We start from the raw sequence: 17,229 nt of genomic DNA on the forward strand, positions 1-17,229 counted from the left end.
ACATGACCATCGATGTGCACGGGCACGTCACGCCGCCCGAGCTGCTGAAGAAGTTCCCGATGCCGCCGAGTCTCGGTGACATCGACGGCATGGTGGAGCGCAAGGCCGCGCTCGGCATCACCACCACCGTCGTCGGCAGCCCGGTCGGCGCCGGCACCATGCTGCCGGTGCCGGGGATCGACAACTACGCCCAGCCGGCGGACGCGCTCGCCCGGTTCCACGACTGGGTCGCCGAGACCGTGCGGGAGAAGGCCGGTGCGCTCGCCGGGTACGTGTACCTGAACCCGCTGGACGGTTCGGCGAGCGTGGCCGCGGCGGCGGAGCTGTTGCGCCGGCCGGAGTTCGTCGGGCTGATCGTGAACTCGAGCGTGCGTGGGGAGTTCCTGAACGACTCACGCAGCGACGAGTTCTTCGCGATGGCGGCGGAGACCGGGGCGCCGGTGCTGCTGCACCCGCCGGCGGTCCCGGTCGCCGCGGACGCGATGAAGGCAGTCGGCGCGATCGAGCACGTGGTGCGCCCGTGCGACATCACGATGGGCGTGGCCGCGATCCTGCTGGCCGGCCGGTTGCGGGCCTTCCCTGGGCTGAAGCTGATCGCGCCCAACGCCGGCGGCGCGCTCGCGCTGCTGGCGGAGAAGCTGGACATGGCCCAGCGGCGTGACGGGGTGGACGGTCCGCCGATCTCGGCGCAGCTGCGGTCGCTGTACGTCGACACCGGTACGCCGTCGGTGCCGGCGCTGCGCGCGGCGGCGGAGGTGTTCGGCCCGGACCGGATGCTGTTCGGCACCGACTCGCCGCCGCTGGCGACCCCGCTGGACGCCGCGCTCGCGTCCGTCGACGCCCTCGGCCTGTCCGACGAGGACCGGGCGAAGGTGTTGCGGGGCAACGCGACTGCACTGTTCGGGCTGGACGAGGTCGAGTTGAGGAGGGCGTCATGAGCGAGCAGCGGGTCCTGGTCGTCGGCGGGTACGGCGGGCTCGGTGCGGTGATCTGCGAGCAGTTCGCCGAGCAGGGCGCGGCGGTGGCGATCGCCGGGCGGTCGCCGGAGAAGGCGACCGAGCTGGCGGAGAAGCTGACCGCGAACGGGCACACCGCGCTGCCGCTCGCGCTCGACGTGGTCGACCCGGGAAGCATCGACGCCGCGGTGTCCGAAATGGACAAGGCGTGGGGCGGGATCGATGTGCTGGTGAACTCGGCCAGCAAGCTGGTCACGGTGCCGGCCGAGCACTTCGACCCGGACGAGTGGACCGAGGTCGTGCGGGCCAACCTGGTCGGCGCGTTCCTGCTGTCGCAACGGGTCGGCCGGCACATGCTGGAGCGCGGGAGCGGCCGGATCATCCACCTGTCGTCGGTCCGCGGCGACGCGGGCGGGCGGATGGGCTTCTCCGCGTACGGCGCGAGCAAGGCCGGGGTCAACCTGCTGGTCAAGCAGCTCGCCACCGAGTGGGGCGGGCGCGGGGTCACGGTGAACGCCGTGGCACCCGGGTTCATGCGGACCGACTTCGTGGAGGCCGCGCAGCAGAACCAGCAGTTCGTCGCCCGCCTGCGACAACGTATCCCGATCGGCCGCTTCGCCGAACCGGACGAGGTGGCGAGCGCGGTGACCTACCTCGCCTCGCCCCTGGCCCGTTTCGTCAACGGCCAGGTCATCTACGTCGACGGCGGCGTAACAGCCAGCCATTGAGAAGGTTCCCGTTCAACGGAGGTCAAGGAATGTCCACCTGGCACGCGCTGCAGTACCCGATCAAGCGGGGTAGCGAGGAGGCCGTCAAGGAGCTGTTCCGCAACAGCGGGCGGCCCACGTTCGAGATCACCGGGCCGGACGGCAAGGTCGTCGGGCGGCTGCTCGCCACCATGGCGTTCGTCGGTGAGGGCCTTGCGATCCGGGCGATCGAGGTCGACGGGCCGCTGCCGCTGGTGGCCGCGCACATGAGCCGCCAGCCGGAGGTCCGGGAGTTCGAGAAGCAGCTCGAGCAGCACCTGACCGAGCCGCGCGACATGGTCACCCCGGACGGCGCGCGGGCGTTCTTCCAGAAGGCCGGTATGGAGAACGTGCTCAACCGGCGCGCTCCCGGGCACGAGGCGGCCGCCTGATGGAGATCGGGGTCGGCCTGCCGGGCGCGATCCGCGGCGCGACCGCGGAGAACGTGCTCGAGTGGGCCAGGGAGGCCGACCGGGCCGGGTTCTCCAGCCTGGCCACGCTCGACCGGCTGGTGTACGACAACTACGACAGCCTCACCACGCTCGCGGCCGCCGCGGCGGTCACCGAGCGGGCGCGGCTGACCACGTCGATCCTGATCTCGCCGCTGTACTCGAACACCGCGCTGCTCGCCAAGCAGGCGGCCACCATCGACCGGCTGTCCGGCGGCCGGCTGGTGCTCGGCGTCGCGGCCGGCTCCCGGCCGGACGACTTCCGCGCCAGCGGGGTCGAGCTGGGCGGGCGGGGCAAGCGGCTCGAGGCCCAGGTGGCCGAGCTGCGGGCGATCTGGTCGGGTGAGCGGCGCGGGTTCGCCGGCGGCATCGGGCCGTCGGTGACCGCGCCGCCGATCCTGATGGGCGGCCACTCCCCGGCCGCCCTGTCCCGTACCGCCCGCGTGGCGGACGGCTGGATCTCCGGCGGCGGCGGGGTGGACATGTTCGCCGGCGGCCTCGCCGCGCTCCGGGCGGCCTGGCAGGAGGCGGGCCGCGAGGGCAAGCCGCGGGTGGTGTCGCTGACGTACTTCGCGCTCGGTTCCCGGGCCGAGGAGCTGGCCGACCAGTACCTGTCCGACTACTACGGCTTCGCGCCGCCGTACGCGCAGCTCGTCCTCCGCAACGCCGCGGTCGGCGAGGCGAAGCTGACCGAGACCCTCGCCCGCCTGGAGCAACTCGGCTGCGACGAGGTCCTGCTCGCCCCGTGCGGCGCTGACCTCGACCAGCTGAAGGAACTCCGCGCGGTCACCGGCAAGTAGCGGCACAACGGAAAAGGGGCCCATCGTCCGCGATGGGCCCCTTCGCCGTGCTCTGGTCAGGCCGCCCGGCCCTCGGCTGCGGTGAGGATCTGCTGGCGCAGCGCCTTCTTGTCCACCTTGCCGACCGGGGTCAGCGGGAAGTCGGCCAGTAGTTCCAGTCGTTCGGGGATCTTGAACTTGGCCACCCCGCGTGCGGTGAACTCCTCGCGCACCTGGGTCAGGGTGAGCGCCGCGCCGGTGTGCGGGACGACGCAGACGCAGACCGACTCGCCGTACTCCGGGTCCGGCAGGGCGATCGCGGTGGCCCGGCGGACCTGCGGCAGCGCCTCGACGACCGCCTCGATCTCCGGAGCGGAGATCTTCTCCCCGCCCCGGTTGATCAGGTCCTTCACCCGGCCCTCGACCACGAGGTTGCCGGTCTCGTCCCAGCGCACCAGGTCGCCGCTGCGGTACCAGCCGTCCTCGGTGAACGCCCTGGCGTTGTGCTCCGGCGCGCGGAAGTAGCCGCGCGGGGTGTACGGACCACGGGTGAGCAGCTCACCCGTGCCGCCGGGGGGCACCGGCCGCCCGTCCTCGTCGACGAGCAGCACCTCGTCCGCGTCGCTGATCGGCCGGCCCTGGGTACGCACGATCGCGTCCACCGGGTCGTCCGGGCGGGTGTAGTTCAGCAGCCCCTCGGCCATGCCGTACACCTGCTGCAGGGTCGCGCCGAGCGCGGGGCCGATCCTGGCCGCGAACGCCGGGTCCAGCACCGAGCCGCCGACCTGCACCAACCGCAGGCTGGACAGGTCGTGCCCGCCGCCCGGCGCCGCCTCCACCCACCGGTACGCGATCGCGGGCACCAGCGAGGTCACCGTGGCGCGCTCCCGCTCGATCACCGGGAACGCGACCTCCGGCTTGGGCGAGCGGAGCATCACCACCCGTCCACCGTGGATCAGGGTGGCGAGGATGCCGGGCGACCCGAGCGGGAAGTTGTGCCCGACCGGCAGGGTCACCAGGTACACCGTGTCCGGGCCGAACCCGCACACCTCGCCGCTGCACCGGGCGTTGTACTCGTAGTCGTCGTGCGTCCTGGCGATGATCTTCGGCGTGCCGGTGGTGCCGCCGGAGAGCAGGAACAGCGCCACCGAGCCGGAGTCCGGCGCGGACGCGTCCAGTCTGGACCGCAGCCGGGCCGGGTCCTGCCACCGCTCCAGCAGCGAGCGCAGGTCCACCGCCGGGTCGTCGTGCCGCTCGCCGAGGACGAGCACCTCGCACCGCTGCGGCCGGGTGGCCGCCAGGTCGAGGGCCATCCGCTGGTGGTCGAAGCCGTGCCACTGGTCCGGCACCACGATCGCCCGGACGTCGGCCAGGTCGGCGAGGTAGCGCAGCTCGTGCTCGCGGTGGGCGAGCAGGGCCAGCACCGGCGCCACCCCGATCCGCTGGCAGGCCAGGAACAGCGCGAGGAACTCCCAGGTGTTCGGCAGCTGCACGAGGATGTTGTCGCCGTCGTGCAGGCCAAGGTCGAGCAGGTGGTCGGCCAGCGCGTCGGCGTACTCGGCCAGCTGCCGGTAGGTGATCGACACCTCGCCGTCGACGACCGCCACCCGGTCGCCGTCCCGCTCGGCCCAGGTCCACATCCAGTGGCCGAGCGGCCGGCCCCGCCAGTAGCCCTCGGCGAGGTACTTCTCGGCCAGCTCCGCCGGCCAGGGGGTCACTCCGTCCCGATGCATCCGAAAGGTCCTCCCTCAGGCCGCCACCGCGGGCGGCAGCGGCGTCTCCGGTTCGTCGTCGCCCGGCTCGGTCGCGCTGTCCGGCGTGAGCAGCTCGGCGAGGAAGTCGCCGATGGCCTGGACCGTCGGGCGGTTCCACAGCAGCGTCGCCGGCAGGCTGACCCGGAACGTCCGCTCCAGCCGGTTGCGGATGATCTGGGTCATCACCGAGTCGAGGCCCATCTCGATCAGCGGGCGGCGCACGTCGAGCTCGTCGGCGGCGAGCTTGATCTCGCCGGCCACCTCGCCCGCGACCTCGCGCACCAGGTACTCGCGCAGGTCGTCGCCGCGCAGCTCCGCCCACGGCGCGGCGGTGCCACCCGGTGCGGCGGCCGGCTCCTCGGCGGTCAGCTCGCCGAGCAGCGCCGGCCGGGTCATGCCGGGCAGCAGCGGGATCGTGCGCAGCACGGCGACGTGCGCGACGTCGTGCCGGGCCGCGTACTCCCAGGAGCGGAACGCCTCGGCAGCGGTGATGTCGGCAGTGCCCCGCGCGGACAGCTCAGCGTCGATGGCCGCCGACGAGGTCGACATGCCCAGGCCGCGCCAGGACGTCCAGCCGAGGCTGATCGTGTCGGTCCGGCCGCCCGCGCGGCGGTGCGTGGCGAGGCCGTCGAGCACCGCGTTGCCGGCCGCGTAGCTGGTCTGGCCGGGCAGGCCGAGCAGCAGACCGGCGGAGGAGAACAGGGCAAGGAAGTCCAGGCTCCCCGGCGGGAACAGCTCGTGCAGCACCAGCGCGCCGGCGACCTTGGGCCGCATCACCGTGACCAGCGACGCCTCGTCGACGTCGGCGGCCATCCGGTTGTCCAGCACACCGGCGGCGTGCACGACCCCGCGGATCGGCGGCAGACCCAGCTCGTTCGCGGACAGCAGCCGCGCGGCCTGCGCGCGGTCGGCGATGTCCAGCGCCACCACCCGCACGGTCACCCCGGCCGCTTCCAGCGCCCGCACCGCCTCGATCTGGCTCGCCAGGTTCGGGTCGGTGACGGTGTTCCACGACGACCGGGGCGGCAGCCCTCGGCGGCCGGCGAGCACCAGCCTGCGGGCGCCGCGGCCGGCGAGCCATTGCGCCACCTCCAGGCCGAGCACGCCGAGGCCACCGGTGATCAGGTAGGTGCCGTCCGGCCGGCAGGACACGCCCGGCCGGTCGGCGCCACCGTCCACCGGGGACAGCCGGGCGACCTCGATGTCGGTGCCCCGCACGGTGATCACGTCGTCGGCCGGGCGGGCGGCGAGCACCTGCCGGAGCATGCCGACCGAGCCGAGCGGGTCGGCGCCGTCCAGGTCGACGATGCCGCCCCACAGCCCGGGGTGCTCACCGCCGAGCACCCGCCCGACGCCCCACAGCGCGGCGTCGCCGACACCGGCCAGCTCGGTGGCCTCCCGCACGCCGCGGGTCACGCACCACACCGCGGGCTGGGTGTCCCAGGTGGACAGCCGCTGCACGGTCCTGGTGAGCAGCCAGGTCGCGGCGAGCGAGGAGTCCCAGGCGTCCTCGGTGCGTCGCGGCAGGACCACGACCGCGGTGGCCGCGGTGACCTCCGCTCCGTCCAGTTCGGACGGTTCGGTGACCGCCCGACACGGCACGCCGGCCTCGGCGAACGAGGCGCCCAGCTCGCCGCCGAACCCGGTGTCGCCGACGAACACGACCTGGTCCAGCTCGTGGGTCCGCTTCGGCAGCTCCAGGGCACGCCAGACGACCTCGTGGACCAGCCGCCGCGGGCTCGCCGGGGCGCCGATGTCGCCGTCCAGCACGCCGTAGCGCAGGCCGGTGAGGCTGGCGACCACGGAGCCGTCCGGCGCGGCGACCCGCACGTCGACGGTGTCGGTCGAGCCGGGCTGCACCCGCACGCTGAGCACCGCCTCCTCCGGCGGGCGGCCGCCGACGACCACCTGCCGGATGTGCGCCGGCATCCGCAGCGTGGCCGGCCCGTCGAACACCACCGACGCGGCGGACAGCGCGGCGTCCAGGATCGACGCCCAGGTACGCGGCAACGTGCCGTTCGGGTCGGCGACGACCCGGACGAACAGCTCGCCCGGCCCGCGCCGGATCCGGTTGATCCGCCACGGGAAGCCCATCGCGGCCACGCCGATCGAGGCGAGCCGGTCCACCACGTAGTCGGGGTCGAGCCGCTCAACGCACCGGTTGCGCAGCTCCTCCAGCGCGAGCGTGCCGCCCCCGCCGAGGTCGGCCACCGCCGGCACCACCGCGGTGGTGTGCGTCTGCCAGCCGCTGTCCTGCTCGGCGGCCTCGCCGGGCAACCGGGACGCCAGCCGCAGCGAGCCGTCCATGTGCACGACCTGCAGCTCGCGGGGCGCGGCGACGGACACCGGGACGCGCAGCGACACGTCGGTCAGCACGTGCCCGCCGGACGCGGCGAGGAACGTGTTCAGCAGCACCGCGGCCGGAATGATCTCGGTGCCCTGCACCGGGTGGTCGCCGGGGTAGGGCCGGCTGCCGTGGTCCAGCCTGGTCTGCCACAACCGCACGGTCGAGGTCCCGTTCACGGTGAGCGGCGAGCCGAGCAGGGTGTGGCTGTCCTCGTCGTGCAGTCGCGTGTGGACACCGGCGGCGGGCACCTCGACCCGGAACTCCCGGTGCTGCCAGGCGATCCCCGGCAGCGGCGCCAGCCGCCCGCCGGGGAACGCGGCCGACCAGTCGACCGGGACGCCGGTGCAGTGCAGGGTGCCGAGGTTGTCCACCAGCGTGGTGCGCTCCGGCCGGTTGCGCCGCAGCGTGTGCGCGACCACGGCGTCGCCGATCCCCTCGGCGGCGAGCACCTCGTTGATCGAGTACGACACCACCGGGTGCGGGGACACCTCGACGAACGCCCGGTACCCGTCGGCGAGCGCGGCGCCGACCGCGCCGGCGAACCGGACCGGGTTGCGCAGGTTGCCCGCCCAGTACGAGCCGTCCCGGGGCGCGTCGTCGCGCGGGTCGACCAGCGACGTCGAGTACACCGGCAGCGCGGGCTCGCGGACGGTCAGGTCGTGCGCGGCCTCGGCCAGCTCGCCGACCAGGGGGTCCATGTGGTGGCTGTGGAACGCGACGTCGGAGTTGACCCGCTGGACGTGCAGCTCCGGGTCGGCGGTCCACTGCTTGACCACCACGTCCAGCACCGCGGTGTCGCCGGCGATCACGGTCGAGCTCGGCGCCGCGGAGATCGCGGCGACCACGCCGTCGTGCCCGGTCAGGCGGCGCTGTGCCTCCTCGAACGGCAGGTTGACCATGGCCATGCCGCCGTTGCCGGCGACCCGACGCAGCAGCGCCGAGCGGCGGCAGATGAGCCGGGCGCCGTCGGCGAGGTCGAGGATCCCGGCGACGACCGCGGCCGCGATCTCACCGACCGAGTGCCCGATCACCGCGGCCGGCCGGATGCCGTGCTCGTACCAGACCTCGGCCAGCGCCACCTGCATCGCGAAGATCATCATCTGGATGACGTCGGTGTGCAGCAGGTCGCCCTCGAGCAGCGCGCGGCGCGGCGAGATCCCGGCCTCGTCGAGGAAGACCGGCTCCAGCTCGTCGAGCACCCGCCCGAACGCCGGCTCGGTGGCCAGCAGCTCCCGGCCCATGCCGATCCACTGCGAGCCGTGCCCGGAGAACACCCACACCGGGCCCTTCGCGGCGCCCTCGAGCGGCTGGCCCGAGGTGATCCCGTCACCCGGCTCGTCCACCCCCACCTGCCGCAGGCGTGCGATCAGCTCGTCCTGCCCGGTCGCGGTGATCGCGGTGCGGTACGCGAGGTGGCTGCGCCGGCGGGTGAGCGTGTAGGCAACATCGGCCAGCTCGGCGTCCGCGGCCCGCAGCCCGTCGCCGCCGAGCCACTGCGCCAGCCGGACCGCGTACTCGCGCACGGCCTCCGGCGAGTTCCCGGACAGCGGGTAGACGCGCTGCGCGGTGCCCTTGTCCAGCGCGGTGACCGGCTGGTCGAGCCGGGGCGCCTGCTCCAGCACGAGGTGCGCGATCGTGCCGCCGTAGCCGTAGCCGGACACCCCGGCCCGGCGCGCGCCCGCGGTGCTCGGCCACGGGGTGACCTCGGTGACCACCCGCAGGCCGGTCTCGGGCCAGGGGATGTCCGGGTTCGGCGTGTCGAAGTTGAGGCTCGGCGGGATGGCCGCGTGCTCGATCGCGAGCACCGCCTTGATCACCCCGGCGATTCCGGACGCGGCCTCGAGGTGCCCGATGTTGGTCTTGACCGAGCCGATCAGGCACGGCCGGTCCACCGGACGGCCCGCGCCGTAGACCGCGGCCAGCGCGGCGGCCTCGATCGGGTCGCCGGCCCGGGTGCCGGTGCCGTGCGCCTCCACGTAGTCGACCGACTCGGGGGCGACCCCGGCGCGCACGCAGGCCTCGCGCAGCATCTCGGTCTGCGCCTCGCCGCTCGGGGCCATGATCCCGTTCGTCCGGCCGTCCTGGTTCACCGCGCTGCCCCGGATGACCGCGAGCACCCGGTCGCCGTCCCGGCGGGCGTCGGAGAGTCGTTTGAGGACGACGATCCCGCAGCCCTCGCCCCGGCCGTACCCGTTGGCGGAGGCGTCGAAGGACTTGGAGCGGCCGTCCGGGGCGAGCGCGCCGGCGGTGTCCATCACCATCGTGAGGCCCGGGGCGACCATCAGCATGATCCCGCCGGCGATCGCCACCGGGGTCTCGCCCTGGCGCAGGCTCTGGCAGGCCAGGTGCAGCGCCACCAGGGAGGACGAGCACGCGGTGTCCACGACCATGCTCGGCCCGTGCAGGTCGAGCACGTAGGACACCCGGTTGGCGACCGCGCACATGGACGACCCGATGCCGGTCCAGGCCTCGATCCTGGGCAGGTCCTCGAGGAGCTTGCGGCCGTGGTCGTCGGTGTTGACGCCGACGAACACACCGGCGTTGGTGCCGGCGAGGTCGCCCGGCACGATCCCGGCGTGCTCCAGGGCCTCCCAGGTGACCTCCAGGGTCATCCGCTGCTGCGGGTCCATCAGGGTGGCCTCGCGCGGGGACACCCCGAAGAAGGCGGCGTCGAACTCGTCCACGTTGGACACGAAGCCGCCCTGTTTGGACACCTTCCGCACCGCGGCCGCGTTCTCCGGCGCGGCCTCGTAGTGTTCCCACCGGTCCGGTGGTACCTCGCCGATCGCGTCGAAGCCGTCCACGAGCGCGTTCCAGAACGCCTCGGGTGAGTTGATGTCGCCGGGCAGCCGACAGCCCATACCGACGATCGCCACCGGCTCCGGAGCGTCGGGCTGTCGGTCGGCTTCGTTCGAAGTCACCATGGTTGCTCTCGTCCTCCTCACCACACCAACGGCAAGTCTGCGGTGAGGGACGTCCCGAGAGCATCGGTCGGTGATCACGGACGGGCTGGGACAGTGACCCGACAGCGACCCGCGCCGAACCGGAAAGCTAACGCTCGCGCGCTCTCGCCGGGAGCAGGAAGCCGACCGCGACCAGCCAGAGCAGCGCGGCGAACCGGCCGACGGGAATGAGCGTCGTCGCCGGCTCGGTGACGAAGGTGAGGCTGGACGCCAACGACAGCCCGGCGATCACCAGACCGGCGGCGGACAGCCAGCCGGGCAGCAGCGCGGCCCGCCGGGCGACCAGGCTGACCGCGCCCACGAGCAGCGCGCCGGCGGCGACGTGCGCGAACCCGCCGAGACCGAAGTACAGGTAGTGCATGGCCCGCCGGACGGCCGGCTCCTCGGTCACGCCCGGGTGCGCGAGGACCCACTGCACCAGGCCGTTCAGCGCGAGGAACGCCGCCGCGACCAGGCCACCGGCGGCGGCGACCGCCGTGTGCGCGGGGAGCCCCGGCGCGAGCGAGCGCAGCCGGACGACCAGCGTCGCGGTGAGCACGGCGAGGGCGAGCCCGGTGCCGAACTGGAGGAAGCCCACCCAGGACACCAGCGTCGGGTGCCCGGCGTAGAACGCGGCGATGCCGGCGTCGTCGCCGAACGGGTTGGTGTAGACCGCGCCGGCGAACACCAGGCCGGCGAGCAGGCTCACGACGAACAGGCCCGCGGTGACCAGTGCCGGGACGGCGACCGACGCACCGCTGGTGGAACGGGAAACCGTTGTGGTCATTGACAAATCGTAGAATCGGGATCGATCGGGCACGAGGGTTCCCGGCCCGCCGTCGAGTGGGTCTCGAGACGACCGGGCCTATGGTCGGGGCATGACTGTTTCCGACACCATCGAGCGGTTCGCCGCCGCCGAGCGCGTTGGCGACGCGGAGGCGCTGGACGTCCTGCTGGCCGCCGACTTCCAGGGCGTCGGCCCGCTCGGGTTCGTACTCACCAAGGACCAGTGGATCGACCGCTACCGGTCGGGCGCGCTCGTGCCCAAGGCGTTCGAGCTGCGGGACACGCAGGTGCGCGAGTACGGCGACACCGCGCTGGTGCTGGCCGTGCAGCGGCAGGAGGGCAGCTACCACGGCCACGCGGCCGACGGCGAGTTCCGGGCCACGATCGTGCTGACCCGGCGCGACGGGAGCTGGCTGATCGCGCACTGCCACCTGTCCGGGCCGCTCGGGCCGCCGCCGGGACGTCCCCCGCGGGCTCAGTAGGCGATCTCCACGGTGGACCGGAAGGTCGACGCGTCGCCGACGTGGGCGAGCAGGTGGTGCGCCACGTCGGCGCGGGAGATCGACCAGCAGCCGCGCAGCTTCCCGTTCCGCGCGGTGCGGTAGCGACCGGTGACCGGGCCGTTGGTGAGCCGGGCGGCCCGCACCAGGGTCCAGTCGACGTCGCTGGCTCGGACCCGCCGCTCCATCTCGGCCATGTCCGCGTACGGCTTGGCCAGGATCCGGTGCAGCAGGAACCGCGCCAGGAACCACTCCGCGACGTGCTTCGGCGGCGGGATCTCCAGCGACGACGTGGACACCACGAGCAGCCGCCGGGTGCCCTCGGCGCGCATCGCGTCGAGGATGTTGCCGGTGCCCTGCGAGTAGACCGTTGTGGCGTGCCGGTGCATGCCGATGCCGAGCGCGGAGACCACCGCCTCCGAGCCGGCGACCACCCGGCCGACCGCGTCCGGATCGAGCACGTCCCCGCCCACGACCGTGATCCGGTCGCCGAACTCCGCCAGCGCGCCGGGATCCCTGGCCAGCGCGGTCACCTTGTCGCCGGCCTCCAGGGCCTGCGCGATCGCCGCGCGCCCGGTCCCGCCGGTCGCACCGAACACCGCCAGCCGCATGGCTCCTCCTCGCGGGTGTGTGCCATGAAGGTCACCTTCGGGACGCTCATGGTCTCGAAGGTGACCCTCATGGCTTTCGGATCAGGCGGCCTGCTGGCCCGCGGTGGCCGCCCGGACGGCGGCGACCAGGTCCGCGCGGCTCGCGCCGGGCAGCTGCGGCGGGGGACCGCCGGCCAGCGCCCTGCCGACCCGTTCCTTGATCTCGTCGTTGGCGTACAGCTCGGCCGGGGACACCAGCGACATCATCACCTGGGCGACCCGGCGCCAGATCTCGGCGTCCTTCGTGGACGCTCCGACCACCGCGCCGAAGGTGAGCACGCCGGGCGGCGGCGCCTGCGGGCGCTCGCCGGCGATCGTGGCCGCCCACAGCCCGCCACGGCCGCGGTCGTTGGCGATCGACTCGCCGAGCCACGGCGCGAGCAGCGCCTTGCTGGCCCCGGCGAACCGCGCGGCCTGCGCGCGGTCCACGGTCGGGTGCTCGGCGAGCAGGTCGACCAGCTCGAACACGTGCGCCAGCGCCAGCGACACGCCCCGCCCGTACGCCGGGTTGGTCGTGCACACCGAGTCGCCGAGGCCGTAGAAGCCGACCGGCAGGTCACCGGCCGGATCCGCCAGCCGCGAGCTGTTGTCCAGCCCGCCCATCGCGTACACCGGCGAGGTCGGCTCGGAGTTGCCCGGCGCGACCCAACCCGCGAGCAGCGGGGTGGCCCGGATCGCCGCGGTGAACGCCTCCTCGGTGCGCAACGCCTTCATCTCCTTGTCGTCCGGCAGCACGCCGAGCGAGATGGAGAAGGTGTCGTTGTCCCCGAGGAACAGCACCGCGGTGTAGCTGTCCCACAGCCCGCCCGCGCCGAACCCGCGGTTCAGCGGGCCGGGCGGCGCCGGGGTGAGCCGGCGGTAGTAGCGGGTGTAGTACGTGATCCGGCAGCTCTCGCTGGTCTGCTCCGGCACCGGCAGACCGGCCGCGTCCAGCCACTGCGGCGCGGCGGTCTTCCGGCCGCTGGTGTCCAGCACCAGGTCGGCGGTCAGCTCGGTGCCGTCGGCCAGCCGCACGCCGCGGACCGGGCCGCCGTCGGTGAGCAGGCCGCGGACCGTGGCGCCGGTACGCACCGACACCCCGGGCCGGGACAGCGCCCGCTCCCGCAGCACGAACTCGAACACCGAGCGCCGCGCGGTGATCATGTTCAGCTCGTCGTCCTCGGGCTTGCGCTCGAAGTCGCCGAGCGTCGGCGGCGGGTAGTCGGCCAGGTTGAGCGTGCCCGCGCCGGCCGCGAGCAACGCCTCGTACACGTCCGGGAGCCGGTCGCGCAGCAGGTTGGTGCCGCGCGAGCCGAAGGCGTGCGAGTGCGCCGCCTGCGGCACGGTCGGCCGGGCCCAGCCGTCCGCCGCGTCGTCCAGTGTGGACGGCGGGGCGGCGGATTCTCGTTCGACCAGCAGCACCTCGTGACCGGCGTCGGCCAGCGCGGCCGCGGCGGCCAGGCCGGTGACGCTCGCTCCGACAGCGATGATCCTCATCCGGCTCACGCGTTCCAGAACTCGTCGACGGCGTACACGTCGTTCGGGTAGGTCCAGAACTCCTTGATCTTCCCGTCGACGATCCGCGCCACGTTGATGAACGGCATCTCCAGCACGCGGCCCTTGCGCTCGTACCGGGTGTGCAGGATGGCGAACGCGTGGTTGTCGCTGCCGCCGATCTCCAGCACGTCCATCCGCATGTTGCCGTTCGTCAGCTCCCACATCTTGTTGGCGAACGCGGTGGAGTCCTTGATGCCGACGTGCTCACCGGACAGCGGGCTGCGCCCCGGGTAGTGGTGCACCGAGTCCTCGTGCCAGTAGGTGGCGGCGGTCTCGACGTCGCCGACACCGAACGAGGCGTAGACCTTCTCCATCAGCTGGACGTTGGGGTGGTCCGACATTGTCAACTCCTCAGGATGCCTTGCTGGTTACCGAACTCGGGAGGGTGGAACGAACCGCGTCGACGATCTTGTCGGCGTTGGGCGGGAACGCGTCCTCCAGCGCCGGGCTGAACGGCACCGGGGCGTGCGGACCGGTGACCGTGCGCACCGCGGCCGACAGCGAGGAGAACCGGTTCTCCGCGACCGTGCCGGCGATGTCGGTGGCCACCGAGCAGCGCGGGTTGGACTCGTCGACCACCACGAGCCGGCTGGTCTTCTCCACGCTCGCGTAGACCGTGTCGAAGTCGAAGGGGGACAGCGTGCGCGGGTCGACGACCTCGGCCCGCACGCCCTCGGCCTCGAGCCGCTCGGCCGCGGCCAGTGCCTCGTTCACCATCCGCCCGATCGCGACGATGGTGACGTCGTCGCCCTCGCGCACGACCTTCGCCTGGCCGAGCGGGATCGTGTACCGCTCCTCGGGGACCACCGCGCGGCTGCCGAAGTACAGCAGCTTGTGCTCGAAGAAGATCACCGGGTCGTCGTCCTGGATGGACGCGGCCAGCAGGCCCTTGGCGTCGACCGGGTTGGACGGCGCGACCACCTTCAGCCCGGGGATGTGGGTGAACAGCGAGTACAGCGCCTGCGAGTGCTGGGCGCCGCGGCGCATCCCGGTACCCCACATGCAGCGCAGCACCATCGGCACGGCCGCCTTGCCGCCGACCATGTACCGCAGCTTGGCGGCCTGGTTGAGGATCTGGTCGAAGCAGACCCCGGCGAAGTCGACGAACAGCAGGTCGGCCACCGGACGCAGCCCGGTCGCCGCGGCCCCGACCGCGGCGCCGACGAACGCGGACTCGGTGATCGGCGCGTCCAGGATCCGGTCCGGGAACTGGTTGTGCAGTCCGCGGGTCGGGCCCCAGGCGTGGCCCATGGTGCCGTCGCAGCCGTGCCCACCGACGGCGTCCTCGCCGAACACGACCACCGACGGGTCGGCGGCCAGCTCCTGCGCGAGCGCCTCGTTCAGTGCATCCAGGTAGGACAGCACCCGTTGCGGCTGAGTCATCTCTTTCCTCTCCCTCAAGTGCTGTCAGTAGGACACGTAGACGTCGGTGAGCAGCTCGGCGGCCTCCGGGGCGGGCGCGGCCTTCGCCTCGGCGACCGCGACCTCGACGGCCGCCTCGACCGTCACGTCGACCCCGTTGACGTCCTCGGTGGACAGTCCGGCGGCGGCGGTGAACCGGACCAGGCAGTCCTCGGCGCGCAGCCGGTCGACCTCGCCCTCGCCGCGGTAGCCCTGCTGGTCGAAGCCCTCCATGTGCCCGAAGAACCGGCCGGCCTTGCACTCGATGAACGAGGGTCCGCCGCCCGAGCGGGCACGCTCCACCGCGGCGTCCGCGGCCGCGCGCACCGCGAGGTAGTCGGTGCCGTCCACGATGGCGGCCGGCATGCCGAACGCCTCCGCGCGGCGGGCGACGTCCAGCCCACGCAGGTGGTAGCGGGTGCCGGTGGCCTGCGCGTACCCGTTGTCCTCCACGACGAACACGACCGGGAGCTGCCAGACCGTGGCCAGGTTCAGGCTCTCGGCGAAGGAGCCCTGGTTGGCCGCGCCGTCCCCGACGAAGGCGACCGAGACGTGCCGCTTGCCCAGGATCTTCGCGGTCAGCGCCGACCCGCAGGCCAGCGGTGCGCCGCCGGCCGCGACCCCGTTCGCGCCGAGCATCCCGCGCTCGAAGTCGGCGATGTGCATCGAGCCGCCCTTGCCGTTGCAGGAGCCGCCGGCCTTGCCGTACAGCTCGCGCATCATGGCGCCGATGTCGCAGCCCTTGGCGATCGCGTGACCGTGGCCGCGGTGGGTGCTGGCGATGTAGTCGCCCTCGACGAGCGCGCCGCACACGCCGGCGGCGACCGCCTCCTGGCCGGCGTAGAGGTGCACCGCCCCGGGCAGCTCACCGGAGCCGAACTCGGCGTGGACCCGCTCCTCGAACGCCCGAATGGTCCGCATCACCCGGTACGCCTCGATCAGTTCCTCGCGGCCGAGCGTGCCGGCGGATTCTGTGGCCATGAGACGGTTCCTTTCCACATGATTGCCTGCGGTGGAAGCTAGGGCGATTTGCGCAATTACCCCTCGAAGGTCGAGCAACGCACCCCCGTACGCTGGGCTGACGCGACACTGATGAGGAGGCGCACCGTGCGGGATTCCCGGATCGAGACGATGGCCGTGCACGCCGGCGAGCGGTCGCCGGGACCGGACAACTCGGTGGTGTTCCCGATCTACCAGGGCACGGTGTTCCGCTCCGAGCCCGGCGAGAGCTACCACGACATCCAGTACCTGCGGCTGAACTCGACCCCGTCGCAGGCGTACCTGCACGACAAGCTGGCCGCGCTGGAGGGAGCGGAGGACGCGGTGGCCACGGCGTCCGGCATGGCCGCGGTGACCACGACCCTGCACGCGCTGCTCAAGGCCGGCGACCACCTGCTGGTGGGTGACGTGCTGTACGGCGGCACCCACGGGTTCCTCACCGCGCACGCCGAACGACTGGGCTGGACGTACACGTTCGTCGACCCGCACGACCCGGCGTCCTGGGCGGCCGCTCGCCGGCCGGAGACGAAGGCGTTCCTGGTCGAGACGATCACGAACCCGCTGATGCGGGTGGGGGCGTTGACCGAGGTGGTGTCGTTCGCGCGGGCGGAGGGCCTGGTCAGCGTGGTCGACAACACGTTCGCGAGCCCGGTCAACTTCCGCCCGCTGGCGGCCGGGTTCGACCTGGTCTTCCACAGCGCGACGAAGTACCTGAACGGTCACTCCGACCTGGTCGCCGGTGCCGTCGCGGGCTCCGCGGAGCTGGTCGGCCGGATCCGCGAGACCCTGAACATCTACGGCGGCAGCCTGGACCCGCACGCCGGGTTCCTGCTGGCCAGGGGTCTGAAGACGCTCGCATTGCGGGTCCGGGCGCAGAACGCGAACGCGATGGCGCTGGCCGAGTTCCTGGCCGGGCGGGACGAGGTGTCGGTGGTGAACTACCCGGGCCTCGGCGACCACCCCGACCACGCGCACGCGAAGGCCCTGCTGTCCGGCTTCGGCGGCATGCTGAGCTTCCGCCTGGCCGGCGGCGTGCCGGCCGCGGAGTCGTTCCTGTCGGCGCTGCGCCTGCCGGCGGTGGCCCCTTCCCTGGGTGGGGTCGAGTCGCTGGTCACCCGCCCGGCGCTGACCTCACACGCGGGCATGACCCCCGAGGCCCGCGCCGCCGCCGGCGTGCACGACGACCTGATCCGACTCAGCTGCGGCATCGAGCACGCGGACGACCTCATCGAGGACGTGTCCGGGGCGCTGGCGAACCGGTGAGGCGGGGCGGCGAGAGCCGCAGCCACAGGGCGTTGCGCAGCACCTGCCAACTCGCCCCCCGGTCGAGCACCGTGCGGCGGATGTCGACTCCGAGCCCGTGCAGTGCCTGCGGCGAGTGTGG

14 protein-coding genes are annotated in these 17,229 nt (G+C 73.1%); 6 read left to right on the forward strand and 8 right to left on the reverse strand.

Annotated features, from left to right (window positions below):
• Positions 1-2 precede the first annotated feature (2 nt).
• From JT362_RS22380 to JT362_RS22395, 4 genes are read left to right on the forward strand one after another with little or no spacing between them, the layout of a single operon-like run.
• Complete coding sequence (locus JT362_RS22380) at positions 3-938, forward strand: amidohydrolase family protein (protein WP_260193558.1); 936 nt, start codon at positions 3-5, stop codon at positions 936-938.
• On the forward strand, positions 935-1,684 hold the full coding sequence (locus tag JT362_RS22385; RefSeq protein WP_260193559.1) for an SDR family NAD(P)-dependent oxidoreductase: 750 nt from the start codon (positions 935-937) through the stop codon (positions 1,682-1,684). Before JT362_RS22380 ends, JT362_RS22385 begins: the two co-directional genes overlap by 4 nt.
• Positions 1,685-1,713: 29 nt before the next feature.
• Positions 1,714-2,094: a SchA/CurD-like domain-containing protein gene (locus tag JT362_RS22390; RefSeq protein ID WP_260193560.1), complete on the forward strand. Its 381-nt coding sequence runs from the start codon at positions 1,714-1,716 to the stop codon at positions 2,092-2,094.
• Positions 2,094-2,951 carry an LLM class flavin-dependent oxidoreductase gene (locus JT362_RS22395; protein ID WP_260193561.1) on the forward strand — a complete coding sequence of 286 codons (858 nt, stop codon included), beginning with the start codon at positions 2,094-2,096 and terminating at the stop codon, positions 2,949-2,951. The genes JT362_RS22390 and JT362_RS22395 overlap by 1 nt, the downstream gene beginning before the upstream one ends.
• A 56-nt stretch (positions 2,952-3,007) precedes the next feature.
• On the opposite strand, the gene JT362_RS22400 is transcribed toward JT362_RS22395, so the two are convergent.
• From JT362_RS22400 to JT362_RS22410, 3 genes are all read right to left on the reverse strand, one after another.
• On the reverse strand, positions 3,008-4,663 hold the full coding sequence (locus tag JT362_RS22400) for a (2,3-dihydroxybenzoyl)adenylate synthase (protein WP_260193562.1): 1,656 nt from the start codon (positions 4,661-4,663) through the stop codon (positions 3,008-3,010).
• A 15-nt stretch (positions 4,664-4,678) separates the two neighbouring features.
• Complete coding sequence (locus tag JT362_RS22405; RefSeq protein ID WP_260193563.1) at positions 4,679-9,955, reverse strand: type I polyketide synthase; 5,277 nt, start codon at positions 9,953-9,955, stop codon at positions 4,679-4,681.
• A gap of 127 nt (positions 9,956-10,082) precedes the next feature.
• Positions 10,083-10,760, reverse strand: coding sequence for a DUF4386 family protein (locus tag JT362_RS22410; RefSeq protein WP_260193564.1), 678 nt, complete (start codon positions 10,758-10,760; stop codon positions 10,083-10,085).
• A gap of 91 nt (positions 10,761-10,851) precedes the next feature.
• Between JT362_RS22410 and JT362_RS22415 the strand changes: the two genes are divergently transcribed.
• Positions 10,852-11,241 (forward strand): nuclear transport factor 2 family protein, encoded by a 390-nt coding sequence (locus tag JT362_RS22415; protein WP_260193565.1) that lies wholly within the window; start codon positions 10,852-10,854, stop codon positions 11,239-11,241.
• Here the strand turns inward: JT362_RS22415 and JT362_RS22420 are convergent.
• The 5 genes from JT362_RS22420 to JT362_RS22440 form a co-directional block, all read right to left on the reverse strand.
• Positions 11,235-11,870, reverse strand: a complete 636-nt coding sequence (locus tag JT362_RS22420; protein ID WP_260193566.1) for an NAD(P)-dependent oxidoreductase — start codon at positions 11,868-11,870, stop codon at positions 11,235-11,237. The two genes, JT362_RS22415 and JT362_RS22420, sit on opposite strands and share 7 nt — an antisense overlap.
• 81 nt (positions 11,871-11,951) lie before the next feature.
• Entirely contained in the window at positions 11,952-13,385 is a 1,434-nt protein-coding gene (locus tag JT362_RS22425) for a tryptophan 7-halogenase (protein WP_260193567.1), read from the reverse strand.
• A 5-nt stretch (positions 13,386-13,390) separates the two neighbouring features.
• On the reverse strand, positions 13,391-13,786 hold the full coding sequence (locus tag JT362_RS22430) for a nuclear transport factor 2 family protein (RefSeq protein WP_260193568.1): 396 nt from the start codon (positions 13,784-13,786) through the stop codon (positions 13,391-13,393).
• A 10-nt stretch (positions 13,787-13,796) separates the two neighbouring features.
• Positions 13,797-14,828 (reverse strand): alpha-ketoacid dehydrogenase subunit beta, encoded by a 1,032-nt coding sequence (locus JT362_RS22435; RefSeq protein ID WP_260193569.1) that lies wholly within the window; start codon positions 14,826-14,828, stop codon positions 13,797-13,799.
• Positions 14,829-14,852: 24 nt separating this feature from the next.
• Positions 14,853-15,827 carry a thiamine pyrophosphate-dependent dehydrogenase E1 component subunit alpha gene (locus JT362_RS22440; RefSeq protein ID WP_260193570.1) on the reverse strand — a complete coding sequence of 325 codons (975 nt, stop codon included), beginning with the start codon at positions 15,825-15,827 and terminating at the stop codon, positions 14,853-14,855.
• Between the two features lie 126 nt (positions 15,828-15,953).
• On the opposite strand from JT362_RS22440, the gene JT362_RS22445 reads away from it, so the two are divergent.
• Positions 15,954-17,108 (forward strand): trans-sulfuration enzyme family protein, encoded by a 1,155-nt coding sequence (locus JT362_RS22445; RefSeq protein WP_260193572.1) that lies wholly within the window; start codon positions 15,954-15,956, stop codon positions 17,106-17,108.
• Positions 17,109-17,229 lie beyond the last annotated feature (121 nt).

The organism is Actinophytocola gossypii (assembly GCF_025165815.1).
Classification (GTDB): Bacteria; Actinomycetota; Actinomycetes; order Mycobacteriales; family Pseudonocardiaceae; genus Actinophytocola; species Actinophytocola gossypii.